The following is a 20,176-nucleotide window of genomic DNA, read 5'->3' as shown; positions in this document are numbered from 1 at the left end:
CTTCCTTTAGTCTGCATGGCGGATCAACCAGCAGTTGTGGATATGACGGTTACGGGCAAAATCTTCAGATAATGTTTTAGCGGTGATTTCATCACCTTGTAATCCGAGTTCTGCCAATGCAGCCAGATCCATTTTAAATCCACGTTTATTATTCGAGAACATCAAAGTTCCGCCAGGGCGTAATAATTTTTTCAGATGTTCCATTAGTTGGATATGGTCACGTTGAACGTCAAACGTCCCGTCCATACGTTTAGAGTTAGAAAACGTCGGTGGGTCAATAAAGATCACATCAAACTGCTCATCGGTCTGCGCTAGCCATGTCAAGCAATCAGCTTGAATTAAACGATGCTGACGCCCTTGCAGCCCATTGGTTTGCAAGTTACGTTCAGCCCACTCAAGGTAAGTACGTGACATATCAACTGAAGTAGTACTGCGTGCACCACCTAATCCTGCATGTACAGTTGCCGTACCGGTATAAGCAAACAGATTTAGAAAATCTTTCCCTTTGCTCATTTGTCCCAGCATTTTACGAGCAATTCGATGGTCAAGGAATAATCCAGTATCCAGATAATCAGTCAAGTTAACCCAAAATTGTGCGTTGTATTCATGCACAATAAAAGAGTCATCTTTTTGGGCTAATTTTTCGTACTGCTGTTTGCCTTTTTGGCGTTGACGCGTTTTCAACACTAATTGATTAGAGGTTAACCCCAATACATGTAACGTCGAAGTTACTACATCGAATAAACGCTGACGGGCCTTTTGCTCATCGACAGTTTTTGGTGGCGCATATTCTTGGATAACTACTTTATCACCATAGCGATCAACCGCTACGTTATATTCAGGTAAATCAGCGTCATAAATACGGTAGCAGTCGATTTTTTCCTGCTTAGCCCATTTACTGATTTTCTTCACGTTTTTACGTAGTCTATTAGCATAATCTGGCGCAATTTCACCAATTGCAGCCGCGGTTTTATCCGATAACTGATAGTTTTTCTGCACACACTCTAACGGGCCATTCTTGGCTTTGAATTCACGTTCTGAGCGTAATTGTAAGCAACTTAATAATTCAGGCGATGCACTGAAAATAGATAAGCGCCAGCCCGGGAAATGCGCTTTAGCCACCCGACCCAACTGGCTATGTAACGCGACTAATGCCGGTTCACTTTCCAAACGCTCACCGTAAGGTGGGTTACTAACAATGGTTCCTATTACACCAGCTTCAACAGGATTTTCTAAACTAGCTGCATCACCTTGTTTTAATGAGATAATACTTTGTAATTCAGCACGGCGCACATTCGCACGCGCCATATCCAGTACTCGGCGATCTATATCTAAACCATAAAAACGTGAACTTGTCTGCTGTAGTCCTTGGCGAAAACGCACTTGCGCTTCAGCCACTAATTCGCGCCATAGCTCAGGATTAAATTTTAACCAAGCATTAAAGCCCCAGTGATCTCGATGTAATCCCGGGGCACGATCCGTCGCCATCATGGCGGCTTCAATCAATAAAGTACCTGAGCCACACATAGGATCGACCATTGGGGTACTCGGCTGCCAACCAGAACGGGTAATAATCGCGGCGGCTAGTGTCTCTTTTAATGGCGCTTGACCGGCTAAATCGCGGTAACCTCGTATATGCAGAGAATCACCGCTCAAATCTAAGGCCACACTGACTTGATCGCGATTCAAATATACATTAATCCGAATATCCGGCTGTTGTTTCGCCACATCCGGACGCTGATCCATCTTACGTTGGAAGCTATCAACAATAGCATCTTTAACTTTTAATGCGCCGTACTGACTATTTCTAATCGTTTCATTGGTACCGCTAAAATTGATCACAAAAGTATCATTGACTGAGAAAATCTCAGTCCAATCGATAGCTTGTACACCAAGGTATAAATCAAGATCACTATAAACTTTGAACTCATTCAAAGGTAATAGAATACGCGATGCGAGTCTGCTCCAGAGCAAACTGGTATACATCACGCGTTCATCAGCTTGAAAATGAACGCCTCCCTGAGCAATTTTGCATTCTATTGCCCCTAATGATTCTAGTTCAGTTTTCAGTAATTCTTCCAGCCCACGCGCTGTGCTGGCAAACAGAAAATTCATTGTATTCTTACCATTTGAATGAAAAATTTTTGCGCATTATAGCTAATCTCACGCACATGTCATAAAGTTGCAGAGTAAATATTATTAAGGATTATAGAATGATCAAGCTTTCACGACTGTATACCCACCCCGTTAAATCGATGCGTGGCATTCGCCTCTCCCATACTGTAGCCAGTAAGAGCGGCGTCACATTTGATCGTAACTTCATGATAACTACACCAGAAGGCAAATTTATTACTGCGCGAAGATATCCGCAAATGCTGCTTTTTACCCCATCAATGCTCAATCATGGACTTTATCTGCAAGCACCTGATGGTGAAAGTGCGACGATACTATATCAGGATTTTGAAAATGACCAACGACCAACCGAAGTCTGGGGAAATCATTTTAGCGCAAAGATAGCACCAGAAGCGATTAATCAATGGCTATGCCGTTATTTTGATCAACCGGTACAATTAAGATGGCTAAGTGAAACTCTATCACGCCGAGTCAAACATTTTCCACAAATCCCCTTATCTTTCGCCGATGGTTTTCCTTATTTATTGATAAATGAAGCCTCGGTGCAAGAATTACAACGCCGCTGCCCTGCGAGTATCAAACTGGAACAATTTCGCGGTAACTTAATTATTACGGGAGCCCCGGCTTTTGCAGAGGATAGCTGGCAAACAATTCAAATCGGCGAGGTGATTTTTGATTTAGTCAAACCTTGTAGTCGCTGTATTTTAACCACCGTCAGCCCCGATAAAGGCATTAAACATCCTGATACAGAGCCACTAGCAACATTACAAACCTTTCGAACGGATGAGCATGGGGAGGTGGATTTTGGACAAAACGCGTTAGCGCTTAATAGTGGAATTATTCGTGTTGGGGATACGCTCAAAATATTAACGACCAAAACCGCTAAGCACTATTTATGTAAAAATAAGCCAGCAAAAATACATAATGCCACCAGCTCGTTATCCTCAATATCTATTACCTTCAATCAACAAGCTTATCCCGCAAATAATCAACATGTAATTTTAGAACAGCTTGAAGACCACGGTATCTCTGTACCCTATTCTTGTCGTGCCGGTGTTTGTGGTTGTTGTAAAATAAAACTACTTAAAGGCCAAGTTACTCCATTAAGAGAAAATGCAATAAAAGATGATGGTCGTATTTTAGCCTGTAGCTGTATTCCTAATGGAGATATCACATTAGAATTATAAAAGAATTAATAAAGTTATAGATTAACCAGCAATATGGCAATAGATTAGATTACATTACCGTATAATAAATGAGAAGCCTGTGGCTGATACCTAGTCATGCGATCATTCATTATTTTAATCGGATCACAAAATGTTAATGAGCGATCCGATAAATCAAATTGCGGTTGAGCTAATAAACATAAACTGGCAGAGGAGCCTGCTTCAGCCACGATAAATATTCCATTTTTTTTAGTTTCTTTACATGAAACTTGAATTAATTGCCCTAACAATGGCTCAGTTAATTGATGATAAACATCAAAATACCAACTTTTAGGCATTTGTGGTTTTAGAAAACGTAATGCTATTAGGCTATTTAAAACTAATTCCGCATGTTGCTCATTAGGTAAATTTAATCTTCTAGCTCGTTCATCAAAGATACTATAATAGCTCGCGTCATCCACCGTAAAAGGGGTAGTTTGTCGCGCAAATGTCGTTAGCATTTTTGACGGGAAAGATGACCTAAATAGCATTCCATTGGCAAGGTCTAACATCATACGATCATGATTTTCATCAAAATACCAGCGCCAATGGTCATCAGGTTTTATTTTCATTTTCGTTCCTTACACCACGTCATTCTTATAATACACTTAAGCGCAGAATAACTGACCTTATTCAGGGGGCTTCATTACTCAAAATGTTATAGATAAGATGTTACAAAGATAACAGTATTTATGCTTTATCCGTATAATATCTAATAATCAATAGCTCGTTTTCTATGACCATATTTCTATGACTATTATTTCTATGAGCATAGATAAAATAAACTAAGTAATATTATCTGGCGATATCATCAAATTAAAACGATAAATAACTCAAAAAACAACCAATAAGGCAATATAGGGTAAATCGCCAAAGAATGAAAGCCCTGCGAAATATATTTACACACTTCTGTACTATGTCACTAATACTTGTGATCTATACCACTCATAAAGCGCTCTAATACAGAGCTATGATATAGAGCTCGAGTAACTCATCTATATTAGTGATTTAAATCATTGGGAAAAGGTCTTAAATGGAACATATCCAGCTTTATATTTAATCTTACGATATTTACTAAAATGGCTATTTATCACAATAGCCATTTATTACAGTTAAATATTCGATGGGGTAACGATGTTATTCACCCAGTTTACTTCATCAATTAATTAAAGATGATTAACAATATCTTTAATTAATTTTGGCCCATGATAGATAAAACCGGAATAAATCTGAATTAATGAAGCACCTGCATCCATTTTTTCACGGGCAGCAATTAACGAATCAATTCCACCTACCCCGATAATCGGTAGCTTTCCATTTAATTCTTGAGATAATAATTTAATCACTTGAGTGCTTTTCAATTGAACCGGACGACCGCTAAGACCCCCTACCTCATTGCAATGATTTAATCCCTGAACCAAGTGGCGATCTAAGGTGGTATTGGTTGCAATAACTCCATCAACTTTATGACGAACAAGACTATCAGTGACCTGTACAATCTCATCTTCGGATAAATCAGGCGCAATTTTTACCGCAATAGGTACATATTTTTGGTACTGATTATGCAGTTGCTGCTGTTTCGATTTTAGCGCACTTAATAAATCATCCAGTGCCTCACCATATTGCAACGTTCTTAAGCCCGGAGTATTTGGGGACGAAATATTAATCGCAATATAACCGGCATGCGCATACACTTTTTCCATGCAAATCAAATAATCGTCTTTTCCTTGCTCGACTGGCGTATCTTTATTTTTACCGATATTAATGCCGATAATTCCGCCATAGCGGGATTTTTGAACATTCTCAACTAGGTTATCAACCCCTAAGTTATTGAAACCCATTCGATTGATCAGACCTTCTGCTTCTACCAAGCGGAATAATCTCGGTTTATCATTGCCATCTTGCGGACGCGGGGTCACTGTACCAATTTCAATTGCACCAAAACCCATCGCGCCAAATGCATCAATGCATTCACCATTCTTATCTAATCCCGCAGCTAACCCAAGAGGGTTACTAAAGGATAACCCCATACAAGTCACGGGTTTAGTCGCTACCGATTGACGGATAACATATTGTAACGGTGAATTGATTAAACGCTGAAGTTGGCGAATAGTTAAGTCGTGGGCTTTTTCAGGATCAAGCTGGAACAGGGCTTTGCGGGCTAGAGGGTATAACATATCAAATAACCTACTTTTCTGTAAGAAAGCGATAAGTGACATAATAAACCGGGCATAAAAATAGTCAGTGAGGTCGATTCAGCAAACCATTTTTGACGCAATTTATTTTGAGCGGCCAATGCCGAAACATACCTCAATTATTCACTCGTGCGCGATAAATTAAAGTATAACCGACACAAACGGCGCATAGATTACCCGATTATGCCCTGCTTGATCTACAAAAAATCCTATTAGCCACAAACTTTGACCGTAGATAGATTATCTCTAACTTTATTTACGCTATAAAAAAGCCCCTTAATACCAGATTAAGGGGCTCAAATATATGTCAAAAATCAGACGGTTAATCCGCGAGTGCTTTGGTGATTTTCTCGAATAAATCGCCTGATAAATCATCCAGTTGCTTCAATTGTTCCAACGACTGTCTCATTAATGCTTGGCGATGTTCATCGTAACGTTTTAAACGAATTAACGGTTCGATCAATCTAGATGCCACTTGTGGATTACGACGATTTAAATCCGTCAGGATTTCAACCAAGAACTGATAACCACTGCCATCTTTATTATGGAAAGCCACGGGGTTATTAGCCGTAAATGCACCAATCAGTGAACGAATACGGTTCGGATTTTTTAGGCTAAATGAACGATGATTTAATAACTCACGCACAGTATCTAGTACATTTTCTGCTGGACTAGTACCCTGTAATACAAACCATTTATCCATCACTAGACCATCTTGATGCCAACGCTCATCAAATGCCTGCATCAAAGATGCACTGCATGCCAATTGGGCGCTTGACGCTGCGGTCAATGCCGCCAAAGCGTCCGTCATATTATCAGATTGCTCAAATTGAGCAGTCACTAATTGATTGGCTTTCTGGCTATCATCTCCGGCTGCAATATACAGTAAGCAAATATTTTTTAATGCTCGTTTGGCAATATCAGCATGATCTACACGGTAGCCGTCGATATGGATAGAATGGTATATCGCACTAAATTCATCCGCCATCTCTGTCGCCAACGTATGGAACATAAATTCGGCCACAGCATGAATAGCATCAGGGTCAATAACTGTAAATTGCTCTGCAAATTCGTTTTCTGATGGCAAAGTTAATATAAGTGCCGCTAATGCTGGATCAATCTTTTCATCTAACAGTACCGCACGGAAGGCATCAACCACATGCTCTGGTAATTCTAATGCTTCATTATTCTGAAAATGCTCAACATTTCGTTTGGCATAATTCATAATTAATAATTGCGCGGCATCCCAACGAGAAAACTCATTGCGGGCATGTTTCATTAAAAAAGCTAATTGCTGATCGCTGTACGGATAATCTAATTTAACTGGCGCAGAAAACTCACGCAGTAGTGAAGGTACGGGATGTACACTTACATTATCAAACACAAAACTCTGCTGCGCTTGCGTCACATTCAGAACAGAATTAACTTCACTGCCTTCTCGATATAGTGGAATAATTGAGCCATCAGAATGATAAAGCTCAATATCTAATGGAATGTGCAGCGGTTGTTTCTCTGTCTGATCAGCTGTCGGCGGCGTCATTTGGCTCACATGCAGCGTATATTGTGCCGTCTCTGGGTGATATTCATCACGAACCGTTAGAATCGGCGTACCTGACTGACTATACCAACGACGGAATAATGATAAATCAACATTTGATGCATCTTCCATCGCCTGTACAAAGTCATCACAGGTTGCGGCGCTACCGTCATGACGCTGAACATATAGCTGAATGCCAGCTTGAAACATCTCTTCGCCGAGCAGCGTGTGGATCATCCGAATCACTTCAGATCCCTTTTCATACACAGTAAGTGTATAAAAATTATTCATTTCAATAACTTTTTCTGGGCGGATAGGATGAGCCATCGGGCTAGCATCTTCGGCAAATTGTGCAGCGCGCATCACTTTAACATTATTGATTCGATTCACTGAGCGAGAACCTAAATCAGAGCTAAACTCTTGATCACGAAATACTGTCAACCCTTCTTTTAAGCTGAGTTGGAACCAATCGCGACAAGTAATCCGGTTACCCGTCCAGTTATGAAAATATTCATGACCGATCACCGCTTCAATGCCCATATAATCTTTGTCGGTGGCGGTTTCGTTTTTCGCTAACACATATTTAGAATTAAAGACATTCAAGCCTTTATTTTCCATAGCTCCCATATTAAAGAAGTCAACCGCCACAATCATATAAATATCAAGATCATATTCTAACCCGAAACGTGTTTCATCCCATTTCATGGCATTTTTTAGCGATTGCATCGCCCACGGGGCTCGGTCTAAATTACCTTTATCGACAAACAGTTCAAGCGCAACTTCGCGACCGCTGCGAGTGATAAAAGAGTCACGTAGAACATCAAAATCGCCAGCGACCAATGCAAACAGATAGCTTGGTTTTGGAAATGGATCTTGCCATTTAACCCAGTGGCGGCCGTCTGCTAATTCACCACCATCAATCCGATTACCATTAGATAATAAATAAGGGTAATGTTTTTTGTCTGCGCGGATAGTCGTGGTGTAACGGGCTAATACATCGGGGCGATCTAAATAATATGTAATGTGGCGGAAGCCCTCAGCTTCGCATTGGGTACAGAGCGCATCACCAGAGACATACAAACCTTCTAATGCCGTATTTTGTGCGGGACTAATTTGATTGACAATTTTTAATGTAAATTCAGCCGGTAGTGATTCTATGATCAGCTTATTTTGTTGTTCTTTATAATGTTCCCATGGCTGACCATCAACTTCGATACTGCATAACGTTAAATCTTCGCCATCTAAGACTAATGTACTGGCTTGTGGATTTACGCGCTTTATTTGACTGATAGCGGTTACCACTGTTGTCGTTGGATCAAGCGTAAAATCAAGATCAATACTGTGAATGGTGTAGTCAGGAGCTTGGTAATCCTGACGATACTTCGCTTTTCGCAATTGAGTCATAGCTAGCCTTTTATCCTTTATCAATCTTTCTTTATGCGATTAATATTATCGCAATTTTTTATCTATCTATTTTCACACTGTTTTTACACTACTATTTTTTAGCGTTTTATGCACATGATATGCAACTAGTCGGTAATAGCATGGAATATTATTAAATAATTCGCGGGCTTGCTCTCATTATATTAAGCTAATATGCTTAATTGTTAATATCATGTTTGCTTATTGGTGCTATAGCACTCCCAAATAGTTAAGAACATGATAGTATCGATAGAATATATTCATGCTATACCAATAAAGTTGTAAAAGATTGACCGTTTAACACTTCTATCTTTTGCTAAAGTGGGTATACTTTTGCAACTTTAACGATTTAGCTAAGATCTATATCGAAATAAACTCAGTTGTTGTGGGGTGTTTTCTATCGGAAAACATCACATTTTGATAAACTTACGCCAATAAGCTATCCAAATGAGCATAATTAGTTACTCGCTCGGATAACCACGGTGTAAAACAAAATCACTGCAACTTAACTATTGCCGGTATATAAAGCTCCGTGAGGATGTCTGACGCACAATGACATTAGACGCTAGACCTATTATAACATCACTGTTAGATACGGATGCTTATAAGCTCCATATGCAACAGGCCGTATTTCATCATTATAGCCAAGTTCCGGTGGTGGCAGAGTTCCGTTGCAGAAGCGACGATCTTTTGGGTGCCTATGCTAACCAAGTTCGCCAACAGATCCAATTAATGGCCGAGCTCTCCTTGAGCGATGATGAATTTACTTATTTAAGTGGCTTGCCTTTCTTTAAAACTGATTATTTAATCTGGTTGAAATCGTTTCGCTTCAAACCAGAGCAAGTGAATGTTTCAGTCACCGATAAAGGACAGCTGGCTATCCGTATTAGTGGACCGTGGAGTGAAGTGATTATGTGGGAAGTTCCGCTTCTCGCATTAATCAGTGAGATAGTCCACCATCACCGTAATCCGCATGTGACTTCGGAAAATGCAACCGCACAGCTGCATAAACTAATCGCGCTATTTCATCGCGAAGCCCAAGCGCAACAGATTGATTTATCCCAATTTAAATTAATGGACTTTGGCACACGTCGCCGCTTTTCTTATGACGTTCAATCTGCAATTGTTGCCACGCTAAAACAACACTTTCCCTATTTAGTCGGCACCAGTAACTATAAATTGGCACAACTGCATAATTTAGCACCAGTAGGCACACAAGCGCACGAATGGTTTCAGGCACATCAACAAATCAGTCCTGATCTCGCTAATAGCCAACGCGCAGCATTAGAATCTTGGTTAGCCGAATATCCTGATCAATTAGGCGTTGCTCTCACTGACTGCATCACTATGGATGCATTTTTACGTGATTTTGATCAACGTTTAGCTGAAAGCTATCAAGGATTACGCCACGATTCAGGAGACCCGATCGAATGGGGTGAAAAAGCCATTGCTCATTATGAAAAGTTAAATATCGACCCAATGAGCAAAACATTGGTATTTTCCGATAGCTTAGATTTGCAAAAATCTCTCGATCTTTATCGTTATTTTCATCAGCGTATTAATCTGGTATTTGGCATCGGTACACGCTTAACCTGCAATATCCCTGGCGTTGTCCCACTGAATATCGTGATTAAATTAGTTGAATGCAATGGCAAACCGGTGGCTAAATTATCAGATAGCCCGGGTAAAACTATTTGTGAAGACGATGAATTTGTCGATCAATTGAGAAAAGCCTTCGACCTGCCAAATATGGCTCAAGTCTGCTAAATTACTCCCTCACGATAACATTCCTAACATTGGCCTAAGGGATGTTATCGTGAAAAAGTCACTGACTTGATTTCTCTAGTTTAAAATCAATCGATTAAAGCACTTTTTCTTTATCTTTTTAGCGATTATCATAGCGTACAAGCTGATTTGCAGTGCGACTGCTCCGGCTAAATAACCCCCGATAAATCTGTTGATAAAGCAATGCTGCATCTCGCGCATCGCGCCAACCACCGAATTACAGCGATATCTCCGATTTATTCATCGATTAAACTGTTATTTTTTACTTGTTTCCTAACCATCAACAAGTAACATAGGGCGCTGGCTCCCATTTATTGGGAATTAGGGTAAATCCAAAAAACAATCGTTAAATAAGAAGAGAGCATTTTTATGAAAGTAGCGCCTGTAGTCGATGTACTGCAAGGTCAAGTAGCGGTTGGCAGCGAAGTCACCGTTCAAGGCTGGGTCCGTACAAGGAGAGATTCAACTGGTTTCTCATTCCTCGCCGTCTATGACGGTTCCTGCTTTAATCCGTTACAGGCCGTTATTAATAATAATTTACCTAATTACACCAATGAAATTCTGCATCTAACCACCGGTTGCTCTGTTGAAGTTACCGGGACAGTGAAAGAATCTCCAGGTAAAGGCCAAAGTTTTGAGCTTGATGCTACCGCGGTTAAAGTAGTTGGCTGGGTTGAAGACCCAGATACCTACCCAATGGCAGCCAAACGCCATAGCGTTGAATATCTACGTGAAGTTGCGCACTTGCGTCCACGTACCAATATCATCGGTGCCGTCACCCGTGTACGCCACACATTAGCGCAAGCATTACATCGCTTTTTTGATGAACAAGGTTATTTCTGGGTCTCTACGCCACTGATCACTGCATCTGATACCGAAGGTGCTGGTGAAATGTTCCGCGTTTCTACCTTAGATTTCCATAACCTGCCACGTAACGACAAAGGTGAAGTTGATTTCAGCCAAGACTTTTTTGGCCGTGAAGCTTTCTTAACCGTTTCTGGTCAATTAAATGGCGAAACGTATGCTTCCGCATTAAGTAAGATTTATACTTTCGGCCCAACGTTCCGTGCTGAAAACTCCAATACTAGCCGTCATTTAGCTGAATTCTGGATGGTTGAACCTGAAGTAGCTTTTGCCGATCTTAATCACGTCGCCGGTTTAGCTGAGCAAATGCTAAAATATGTATTTAAAGCGGCATTAGCTGAACGCAGAGACGATTTAGAGTTTTTCGCTCAACGTGTTGATAAAGACGTTATCACTCGCTTAGAAAGCTTTGTTAACTCTGATTTTGCTCAAGTTGATTATACCGATGCGATTAACATCCTAGAAAACTGTGGTGAAAAATTTGAGAACCCTGTTTACTGGGGCGTTGACATGTCTTCTGAACATGAACGTTATTTGGCAGAGAAACACTTTAAAGCGCCAGTGGTAGTTAAAAACTATCCGAAGGATATTAAAGCTTTCTATATGCGCCTAAATGAAGATGGTAAAACCGTTGCGGCAATGGATGTTTTGGCACCGGGTATCGGAGAAATCATTGGCGGTTCACAACGTGAAGAGCGTCTGGATATGCTGGATAAACGTTTAGACGAAATGGGCATGAATAAAGAAGATTACTGGTGGTATCGTGATCTGCGCCGCTATGGTAGTGTTCCTCATGCTGGTTTTGGTCTAGGTTTTGAGCGTTTAGTCGCTTATGTGACGGGTGTACCGAATATTCGTGAAGTAATTCCGTTCCCTCGGACTCCACGTAGCGCAACCTTCTAAGTTAGCAAACTTTAAACTCGTCTATTCTAAACAAGTGGCACGCTATTCAGTGTCACTTGTTACAGTGCGGTGACTTTCTGCCGCACTGTTTATTCTATTTCACTTTATACTTTACTATTGTGTTATAACCCTGCGAGTATAAGTCTCTGCGGTTATAAATCTCTGCGATTCTTGCTCATATCCTTTCTGGCTCATATCCTTGCGGTTAATATTTTTAGTAGCCTGTTTCATTCTGTTTCTCGTCAGATCATCTTTTTTATTGATGACTATCGTCGGATAAATCTCATTTTCTTCAACCATTATTAAATAAGCCGCCGATAAAATTTTTGCACAATAAAATCAGTCGCGGGCATAAGACCAAAATCATCTTAAATGGTTCAATTTTCTAAGGTGATAAAACGTAAAAATTTCATGTTTTTTTTATAACTGGTACAATCAGTGGTTAAATAACTCCCTATAATTTACATTTTGTAATACTTTTTTTCCATTTGTTACAGAATCTTCGTTTTTGTAGCATATTGGGGGTAGATAAATTTATTTAGCAATGGAACACTGGACGCCGAAAACAGACGACACTAAACTTCAATAAATAGTTCAGAAAATAATTAAGAAAATTTTCGAGAAATATTATTAGCAGTGGCAAGTGTCCGAATAACACTAATGAGGGTAATAATAATGATGAAGCGCAATATTCTTGCAGTAGTTATCCCAGCATTGTTAGCTGCAGGCGCAGCAAACGCAGCTGAAATCTACAACAAAGATGGCAACAAATTAGATATCTACGGTAAAGTTGACGTTCGTCATTACTTTGCTGATAGCAAAAAAGATAACAACGGTAAAAGTGAAGACGGCGACGATTCACGCGTACGTGTTGGTATCAAAGGCGATACTCAAATTACTGATCAACTGACTGGTTTCGGTCGTTTTGAGTGGGAAACCAAAACCAACAATACTGAAGACTCTAACAAAAATAAAAACCGTTTAGCTTATGCTGGTTTGAAATTTGCTGACTTCGGTTCAATCGACTACGGCCGTAACTACGGTGTTATCTATGACACCAACGCATGGACCGACGTTCTGCCTCTGTGGGGCGGCGACTCTATGTCTCAGACTGATAACTTCATGACTGGTCGTAACCGTAACCTGTTAACTTACCGTAACACTGATATGTTCGGTTATGTTGATGGCCTGAGCTTTGCCCTGCAGTACCAAGGCAAAAACACCGCTGACAACAAATCTGGTTGGAAAGCAGAACCGTTCGAAAATAATGGTGACGGCTACGGTTTCTCTACTGCGTATGATTTAGGCTGGGGCGTTACTCTGGGTGGTGGTTATTCTAACTCTGCTCGTACTGAAGAGCAAAAAACTAAGACTACTGCTACTGGTAAACGTGCCGAAGCCTGGAACGTTGGTGGTAAATTCGATGCAAACAACGTTTACTTAGCCGCTATGTACGGTCAGACTCTGAACACTACTGTTTTTGGTAAAGATGACAACGTTGCAAATAAAACTGAAAACATCGAGTTAGTTGCTCAGTACATGTTTGCTGACTACGGTTTAAAACCATCTTTAGCATACGTTCAGTCTAAAGGTAAAAACTTAGCTGGTTACAATTACTCAAACAAAGACCTGATGAAATATATCTCAGTCGGTTCTTACTACTACTTCAACAAAAATATGTCTGCAGTGGTTGATTACAAAATCAACTTGTTGAAAGACAACACCTTCACTGAATCAGCTGGTATTGCAACTGATAACGTAGTTGGTTTAGGTTTAGTTTACCAATTCTAATTATCGCTTAGCGATAGTTTGAATATCAGTAAATTTTACGAAAAGCAGTGCTTCGGCACTGCTTTTTTATGCCTATGTTTATAGCTATTTTATAAATGCCTACTTATTGTGGTTGGTATTCAGCTAACTTTTTATATTTTCCCTAACCCCTCAGTGTATTTACTTGCTCAAAATAAAAATAGTTGATATCACTCTTGTCTGTGCTATTTTTCATCGCTCTGAACGCATTTTCTATCCACCTCACAAGATCCTATCAATTTTCAGTAAAATGGTTGGCAAATCGATAGCATCGCGTTAACCTGATATCTCAGCATTATTGGGCTTCACAACTGAGCTTTGGAATCGATAACATGTTTGAGAAAATTACTGCAGCACCCGCAGATCCTATTTTAGGATTGGCAGATACCTTCCGCGCTGACTCTCGCGACAATAAAATCAATTTGGGCATTGGTGTTTACAAGGATGAATCAGGTAAAACTCCCGTTTTAGATACCGTCAAAAAAGCAGAGAAATTCCTCCTCGAAAATGAAAACACCAAAAATTATCTGGCGATAAGTGGTCTGCCAGAGTTTGGTCGTGTCACACAGGAACTGCTGTTCGGCAAACAACATGAAATTATTACCAGCAAGCGTGCACGTACAGCACAAGCCCCTGGCGGTACCGGTGCTTTACGTATTGCAGCAGAATTCATTGCCAAGCAAACCCATGCTAAACATGTTTGGATCAGCAACCCAACTTGGCCCAATCATCGCAATATCTTCGAAGCCGCAGGCCTAGAAGTCTTAACCTATACCTATTACGATGCAGTAAATCGCTGCTTCGACCTTGACGGCATGTTAAACAGCCTGTCAGCCGCTCAGCCGGGTGATGTAGTCGTTATCCATGGTTGCTGCCATAATCCAACCGGTATCGACCCACAGCCTGCACAGTGGGAAAAACTCTCAGCCTTCTGCGCTGAAAAAGGATTATTACCGGTATTCGACTTTGCTTACCAAGGATTTGCGACGGGTTTAGAAGAAGATGCTCAAGGTTTGCGTATTTTCACCAAAGATAACCCAGAGTTAATTGTTGCCAGTTCTTATTCTAAGAATTTTGGCTTATATAATGAACGCGTAGGTGCTTGCACTATTATCGCCAAAGATAGCGATAATGCCGAGCGTGCATTTAGCCAAGCTAAAGCAGTTATTCGAGCTAACTATTCTAATCCTCCTGCCCATGGTGCATCGGTGGTTACTATCATTTTGTCAGATGACGCACTAAGAGCTGAATGGATACAAGAACTAGCTACAATGCGCGAGCGCATTAAGCGTATGCGTCAGTTATTTGTAAATACATTGGCTGAGAAAGGCGCGAAACAAAACTTTGATTTTATTATTAATCAAAATGGCATGTTCTCTTTCAGTGGACTGACTAAAGAACAGGTTGAGCGTCTGCGTGAAGAGTTTGGTGTTTATGCGGTCAGCTCTGGCCGTATCAATGTCGCTGGCCTAACATTAGAGAATATGGTTCCACTGTGCGAAGCTATCGTCAAGGTTCTGTAAACAGAGCGATAAGTGGCTTGTATCGTCACAACGCTTTGTAGCTGTTTCGGCATGATAACTCGGTTAGGCATAAAAAAACCGCCCCTTAATTAGTGGCGGTTTTTTGTGTGCTATTTATGACGATGCTTATAGCGCCCTTTGTCTGTGCTTTTTATCAGAAAAAAGGCTAATCAACGCAATTAATTACCAAACGGGCATTTCATCTTGTAAAAATGGATTAGTTTTACGCTCATGGCCTAAAGTTGACATAGGTCCATGCCCCGGAATGAAATGATAATCATCGCCAAGCGGTAACACTTTGTTTTTAATTGAATCAATCAGCGCTTGATGATCACCACGAGGGAAATCACTGCGACCTACTCCACCTTTAAACAGCACATCCCCCATAGAGATTAATTTGTCTTGGTGGTTTACAAAGATAATATGTCCCGGTGTATGCCCAGGGCAATGTAAGACAGAAAATGTAATAGCACCACAGGTCACTTGATCGCCTTCTTCTAGCCATCTGTCTGGCATAAAATGCGGACAATCTTCGACGCCAAACATTTGACTTTGCTCTGAGAGACCTTCAATCCAGAATAGATCTTCTTTTTGTGGGCCATAAATAGGCACAGAGAAATGTTTAGACACCGCAGCTGCGGCTCCCACATGGTCGAAATGCCCATGCGTAAGTAAAACTTTAGTCAGTTTTAGACCTTGTTTTTCAATCGTAGAAATTAGTTTTTCTGCTTCGCCGCCCGGATCGACAATAACCGCCTCTAACGAGTCTTCATCCCACAGGATAGTGCAATTTTGCATAAAACCGGTGACAGGAACAATTTGGTATTTCATCTCACGATAACTCCGAATTCAATGTTACATCTCAACAGGTTACCATGTTCTCGCCGGACCTGTATCGATATGGACAAAATTACTCTTCGGATAATACCCCACGCCACCCGCTTTCATTTTTAACGCCGCTTTGCGAATTTGACTGAGTTGGATACCTTGAATATGGAAGTCCATTGCTTGGCCTCGGGTATGATAACTTTTTTTCGCCACACCCGAGCTTTTACGTCGCAATTCATTATTGCTTTCCAGCGAACGATAACCGGAGATCAACTGAACCGGCTTATTAATGCCCATCATCAGCTGCAACATATAAATTTGATCAAATAGTGCTGGATCGATTGTTTTAACTTGGTTATTACGGTGATCGCGGAAAATTTTATTTAGGCGGGCGAGTTCTTCTTTATTATAACGACGACCATCAAAAAATTCTGTCTTTAAAAATTCCCCGGTGTGGAGATTTTCAAAACGCAGAATTCTCGGACGTGGCGTAGTTAATGCAGCTAAAGCTTGATGCGGTAATAAGCTTAGTCCCAGCGCAGCCGCGCCGAAACCGAGAAAATTACGCCGGTTTTTATCAATGATATCCATAGTGAGTGATCCGGGGTTTAATTGCGACCAAAAAACGACAACATATTCCACTTAGTTTAACAAAAACTTGTAGATTTGATTGTATAATTATGTAAATAAACAGCTATAAATAAGCCATACGCTTATTTATCACCATAAAATAATTATGCTCAATAATACTCACAATATATTCATTCAATGGCTCAAAATAAGCACATAACTGTGTTTATCACAAACTATCTTCAGTGCAAGCGCCCTTAGCCTTCTTTACACATAAGCTTGAAGCCACGCATCTTTTCGCCATAATTCACTCTGTTTATTTTTATGAAAATACTAAAAATAAAGGAGCCATCAGGCTCCTTTATAAAAAATATTATTCATACCAGCTCTTAATGTAATGCCATTTTTATCGCGGGTAAATACTTCTCAGCGGCACCAATACTGGTATCATATTGATAAATATCTGCACGATATTGCGGCTGTTCACCTTCAACCCAAGCCGTTTGATAATACAAATAAACCGGTATGCGGTCAGGGATATTAACGTAACCGGTATCGCCTTGTTTAAGTTTACCGTCAATTCGTTGTTGATCCCAACCTGCATCGCCCAATAATATTGAGGCCAATTCGCTGGCTTTATTCACTCGAACACATCCTGAGCTGATAGCCCGAGCATTGAGATTAAACAAGCTATGATTTGGCGTATCATGCAGATAAATTGCATCAGAACTTGGCATATTAAATTTATAGCGTCCTAATGAATTAGTGGGTCCCGGAGCCTGACGGATACGATAAGGAAAGTTTGACGGTGAAATCTCATCCCAATTAATCGAATAGGGATCAATCACCGAAGCATCGTTGCCCCACCCCGAATAAACCGTGTATCCGCGGCGACTAAAATAGCTCGGGTCTTGCTTACCTCGTGGTGCAATATCCTTACGTGTCATGCTGGTAGGCACATTCCATGGCGGATTAATAACCACATTATTTAATGCACTGCTCATAATCGGCGTTTTACGGTCAGGACGACCTACAATCACTTTTGAAGATAATATTGATTGATCATTTAAATAAAAATTAAGCGTAAATGCGGGAATATTGACTAAAATCCCAGTACCTTCACTGGCTGGAATAATCCGTAAACGTTGAATATTTAATGCCATTAAACCGGCTTTTTGTTGCGGCGTGGTATTTAACCACACTTTTGTTCCACGCCCTATCAAGCCATCAGGCTCTAAACCAAACATGGTCTGAAATTTTTTCACTGCCGCCACTAGCTCGGGATCATAACGATTAGCTTCTTTACTACTCGGGCTATTTGCTGCTTCCGACGTATTTATTACATCATTATCTATCGCATCCGTATTTGCTTTAACCGCTACCGTAGAACTAGGTTGTGAAGCAGACAATAAATTATAACGAGTCAAAATTTCTCTTAACGCAATAATATCATCTGATGATTGCCCCGGCTTCAGCGTAGAAGTACTCGTCAGTACTGGCCATTCGCGCTCATCAGCCAACTGTTTCAATAAAGCCTTGTGCATTGGCTGATATAAAGGATGTACCGGCGTCAGGCCACTTACCCATTCACTAAGATGCCCCTCTTTAGCGGCAGTTAACCATGGTTTAATTTGGGCATCCGTCGGTGCGGATATTTTATAAGGCTGCTTTCTGTATAACCAATATTCGCCATTTTGTTTCACGCCAGATAAATAATGTAAATACCCCAGCATGGCATCAGAAAGCAGTGCATCACGGCCTAATTCGCTGAGTTGATTATTTTCCAGCGCCACTAACCATTCACCAAACTGTGGCTGAAAACCGGCCAATGCTAGCTCAGCTAACTGCTGCTGAAATTGTTGAATGGCGGTTTCATCTTGCCAAATTAACTGCATTTGGCGATCAGCATAAATTTTGGATAATTGCCCAGCAAACACCGGTTTTGCTCCAGACGACAACGCGGCTTGCAGTTGTTCTAAGCTCTCTTTGGTGCTAACAACTGATTTTTTAGCCTCGACAGGCTGTGTTTGATTGGCCTCTGTTTGAGTTAAACTCACGCTATCAGAATGGGTTATTTTAGCACTCTCTAGCTGTGCTAGAGCTGGAAATTGTAACAGTAATGCACTAAAAACAACCGAGACATACAGAGTTTTCACTCTTCCCTTCGCCATACATCCACCTTTATTCATTCATTTTTATTATTTTCGTGGTCAATATTCAGGTCGCTTGTTACTGATTTATCCTAAATACGCCACTGGACTTTATCATCCACTGCTATATTCTTTGCTGTAAATCTCTTTACTGCCTACATGCGAGTTATTGCATATCAGTTACTGCAATATTAGTTGCAACAATCATTACTATTCTATCAATCAGCCACCTGAGATATGGTAGTTTTATAGTTTATAATACAGTGTATAAAATTAGTGACAAATTGTTATCAAAATTAATCAATAATTTGATTAAAACAGGATAGCAGATTTTTTTTAAATAATTAAAATGAATATGCAAAAAATAAAAAAAGGCGCCATTGCGCCTTAATTAAGAATTATTATCAATCAATAATCTATTTTATATAGGTAACCCAAAATATTTATATTTAATATTGAGAATTAATCACTACTTCTTCACCAAATTGACCGGCTTTCGGCAATGGTTGATAAGATGAATTCGCCGCACGCAAAATACGAATACCACGAATATTTAATTCATGAGCTGCTGCAATATCAGCATCGGCATCACCATAATAGATTTTCAATTGATGATCACGCATCCAACTGACTTTATTGTTTTTACTGGCATCATCGCCAGCGAAAATAACCGGGTTCATTTTATCCGCCGGGATAGCCAAACCTTGTTGCAAATATTGTGTGACAGTTTCAGTTTTGGTCTTGGTACGCCCAGTGATAAAGTAAACATTATCACCACGCTTTAAATGCATATGAACTAGTTCAATGCCGACTTTTTTCGGCATACTAAACTTATCCCATTCATTATTCATTTTTTCCCAAAACTCAGCATTTTTCAAATAGCTGTAATCATTTGGTGAATATTCTAATTTACCGCGGTAGAAACCTGGACTAGAAAACATCACGGTATCATCGATATCAAATCCAACCGCCATCGGTGGCTGCCCAGCTAAACTTTGTTCAATTTGTTGAATCGAAACCCAATGTACTGGCTGTTGCTGAGCCAATTCAACCACTGTGACGCCTGAGCTAACAGTTTCTGGCAACGGAACTTTGGCCTGTGAGGGAGCAGTAAAACTTAATGCTAAGACGAGAGCGCTGAGGGTCAGAGTTATTTTTTTCATTTTAAACCTTACATTATAATTAGTTCACAATATATTGAATCATATAGTTTTCATTTTCATAAAAATGAGATTAACTGCACAGAATAATG

The 20,176-nt window shown here is 40.3% G+C and carries 14 protein-coding genes; 5 read left to right on the top strand and 9 right to left on the bottom strand.

The features are described 5' to 3' along the window. Positions 1–6: 6 nt before the first annotated feature. A complete protein-coding gene (gene rlmKL, locus MNY66_RS05130; protein WP_241501581.1) occupies positions 7–2,115 on the bottom strand; it encodes a bifunctional 23S rRNA (guanine(2069)-N(7))-methyltransferase RlmK/23S rRNA (guanine(2445)-N(2))-methyltransferase RlmL in 2,109 nt (702 codons plus the stop codon). Between the two features lie 98 nt (positions 2,116–2,213). Here rlmKL and MNY66_RS05125 point away from each other — a divergent pair, with 98 nt between their 5' ends. Beyond that, on the top strand, positions 2,214–3,320 hold the full coding sequence (locus tag MNY66_RS05125; RefSeq protein ID WP_241501580.1) for a YcbX family protein: 1,107 nt from the start codon (positions 2,214–2,216) through the stop codon (positions 3,318–3,320). Between the two features lie 44 nt (positions 3,321–3,364). Here MNY66_RS05125 and MNY66_RS05120 read toward each other — a convergent pair whose 3' ends face one another. The 3 genes from MNY66_RS05120 to pepN form a co-directional block, all read right to left on the bottom strand. Beyond that, a complete protein-coding gene (locus MNY66_RS05120) occupies positions 3,365–3,910 on the bottom strand; it encodes a cell division protein ZapC (protein ID WP_047255467.1) in 546 nt (181 codons plus the stop codon). 594 nt (positions 3,911–4,504) lie between these two features. Continuing rightward, complete coding sequence (gene pyrD / locus MNY66_RS05115; protein ID WP_241501579.1) at positions 4,505–5,515, bottom strand: quinone-dependent dihydroorotate dehydrogenase; 1,011 nt, start codon at positions 5,513–5,515, stop codon at positions 4,505–4,507. Positions 5,516–5,855: 340 nt separating this feature from the next. Continuing rightward, positions 5,856–8,474: an aminopeptidase N gene (gene pepN, locus MNY66_RS05110; protein ID WP_241501578.1), complete on the bottom strand. Its 2,619-nt coding sequence runs from the start codon at positions 8,472–8,474 to the stop codon at positions 5,856–5,858. A gap of 570 nt (positions 8,475–9,044) precedes the next feature. Between pepN and pncB the strand changes: the two genes are divergently transcribed. Continuing rightward, positions 9,045–10,259, top strand: a complete 1,215-nt coding sequence (pncB, locus tag MNY66_RS05105; protein ID WP_047255470.1) for a nicotinate phosphoribosyltransferase — start codon at positions 9,045–9,047, stop codon at positions 10,257–10,259. A 387-nt stretch (positions 10,260–10,646) separates the two neighbouring features. Next, positions 10,647–12,044, top strand: a complete 1,398-nt coding sequence (asnS, locus tag MNY66_RS05100; RefSeq protein ID WP_047255471.1) for an asparagine--tRNA ligase — start codon at positions 10,647–10,649, stop codon at positions 12,042–12,044. 114 nt (positions 12,045–12,158) lie between these two features. On the opposite strand, the gene MNY66_RS05095 is transcribed toward asnS, so the two are convergent. Next, positions 12,159–12,344 carry a hypothetical protein gene (locus tag MNY66_RS05095; protein WP_047255472.1) on the bottom strand — a complete coding sequence of 62 codons (186 nt, stop codon included), beginning with the start codon at positions 12,342–12,344 and terminating at the stop codon, positions 12,159–12,161. A gap of 375 nt (positions 12,345–12,719) precedes the next feature. Between MNY66_RS05095 and MNY66_RS05090 the strand changes: the two genes are divergently transcribed. Both MNY66_RS05090 and MNY66_RS05085 read left to right on the top strand, forming a co-directional pair. After that, on the top strand, positions 12,720–13,835 hold the full coding sequence (locus MNY66_RS05090) for a porin (protein ID WP_269430895.1): 1,116 nt from the start codon (positions 12,720–12,722) through the stop codon (positions 13,833–13,835). A 350-nt stretch (positions 13,836–14,185) separates the two neighbouring features. Then, positions 14,186–15,376, top strand: coding sequence for an amino acid aminotransferase (locus tag MNY66_RS05085; protein ID WP_241501577.1), 1,191 nt, complete (start codon positions 14,186–14,188; stop codon positions 15,374–15,376). A 183-nt stretch (positions 15,377–15,559) separates the two neighbouring features. Here the strand turns inward: MNY66_RS05085 and MNY66_RS05080 are convergent, their stop codons facing one another. From MNY66_RS05080 to aphA, 4 genes are all read right to left on the bottom strand, one after another. Continuing rightward, positions 15,560–16,207 carry an MBL fold metallo-hydrolase gene (locus MNY66_RS05080; RefSeq protein ID WP_047255475.1) on the bottom strand — a complete coding sequence of 216 codons (648 nt, stop codon included), beginning with the start codon at positions 16,205–16,207 and terminating at the stop codon, positions 15,560–15,562. 39 nt (positions 16,208–16,246) lie between these two features. Continuing rightward, complete coding sequence (mepK, locus tag MNY66_RS05075) at positions 16,247–16,795, bottom strand: peptidoglycan L,D-endopeptidase MepK (protein WP_047255476.1); 549 nt, start codon at positions 16,793–16,795, stop codon at positions 16,247–16,249. Positions 16,796–17,163: 368 nt separating this feature from the next. After that, the gene (ldtD, locus tag MNY66_RS05070) at positions 17,164–18,945 is read right to left on the bottom strand and encodes a L,D-transpeptidase (RefSeq protein ID WP_241501576.1); all 1,782 of its coding nucleotides are present in this window, start codon (positions 18,943–18,945) and stop codon (positions 17,164–17,166) included. A 428-nt stretch (positions 18,946–19,373) separates the two neighbouring features. Beyond that, a complete protein-coding gene (gene aphA, locus MNY66_RS05065) occupies positions 19,374–20,087 on the bottom strand; it encodes an acid phosphatase AphA (protein ID WP_241501575.1) in 714 nt (237 codons plus the stop codon). Positions 20,088–20,176: the final 89 nt, after the last annotated feature.

Origin of the sequence: Moellerella wisconsensis, assembly GCF_022592395.1 — a bacterium.
In the GTDB taxonomy this organism is placed as follows: domain Bacteria; phylum Pseudomonadota; class Gammaproteobacteria; order Enterobacterales; family Enterobacteriaceae; genus Moellerella; species Moellerella wisconsensis.
The sequence above is the reverse complement of the archived record's forward strand: the minus strand, read 5'-3'. Positions and strand labels throughout refer to the sequence as shown.

Bases quoted from the DNA above. Each gene is read 5' to 3' on its own strand.
- MNY66_RS05080 (WP_047255475.1), bottom strand. From the start codon at position 16,207: ATGAAATACCAAATTGTTCCTGTCACCGGTTTTATGCAAAATTGCACT.
- ldtD (WP_241501576.1), bottom strand. From the start codon at position 18,945: ATGGCGAAGGGAAGAGTGAAAACTCTGTATGTCTCGGTTGTTTTTAGT.
- MNY66_RS05095 (WP_047255472.1), bottom strand. From the start codon at position 12,344: ATGGTTGAAGAAAATGAGATTTATCCGACGATAGTCATCAATAAAAAA.
- pyrD (WP_241501579.1), bottom strand. From the start codon at position 5,515: ATGTTATACCCTCTAGCCCGCAAAGCCCTGTTCCAGCTTGATCCTGAA.
- MNY66_RS05085 (WP_241501577.1), top strand. From the start codon at position 14,186: ATGTTTGAGAAAATTACTGCAGCACCCGCAGATCCTATTTTAGGATTG.
- rlmKL (WP_241501581.1), bottom strand. From the start codon at position 2,115: ATGAATTTTCTGTTTGCCAGCACAGCGCGTGGGCTGGAAGAATTACTG.
- mepK (WP_047255476.1), bottom strand. From the start codon at position 16,795: ATGGATATCATTGATAAAAACCGGCGTAATTTTCTCGGTTTCGGCGCG.
- pepN (WP_241501578.1), bottom strand. From the start codon at position 8,474: ATGACTCAATTGCGAAAAGCGAAGTATCGTCAGGATTACCAAGCTCCT.
- MNY66_RS05125 (WP_241501580.1), top strand. From the start codon at position 2,214: ATGATCAAGCTTTCACGACTGTATACCCACCCCGTTAAATCGATGCGT.
- MNY66_RS05090 (WP_269430895.1), top strand. From the start codon at position 12,720: ATGATGAAGCGCAATATTCTTGCAGTAGTTATCCCAGCATTGTTAGCT.
- pncB (WP_047255470.1), top strand. From the start codon at position 9,045: ATGACATTAGACGCTAGACCTATTATAACATCACTGTTAGATACGGAT.
- asnS (WP_047255471.1), top strand. From the start codon at position 10,647: ATGAAAGTAGCGCCTGTAGTCGATGTACTGCAAGGTCAAGTAGCGGTT.
- aphA (WP_241501575.1), bottom strand. From the start codon at position 20,087: ATGAAAAAAATAACTCTGACCCTCAGCGCTCTCGTCTTAGCATTAAGT.
- MNY66_RS05120 (WP_047255467.1), bottom strand. From the start codon at position 3,910: ATGAAAATAAAACCTGATGACCATTGGCGCTGGTATTTTGATGAAAAT.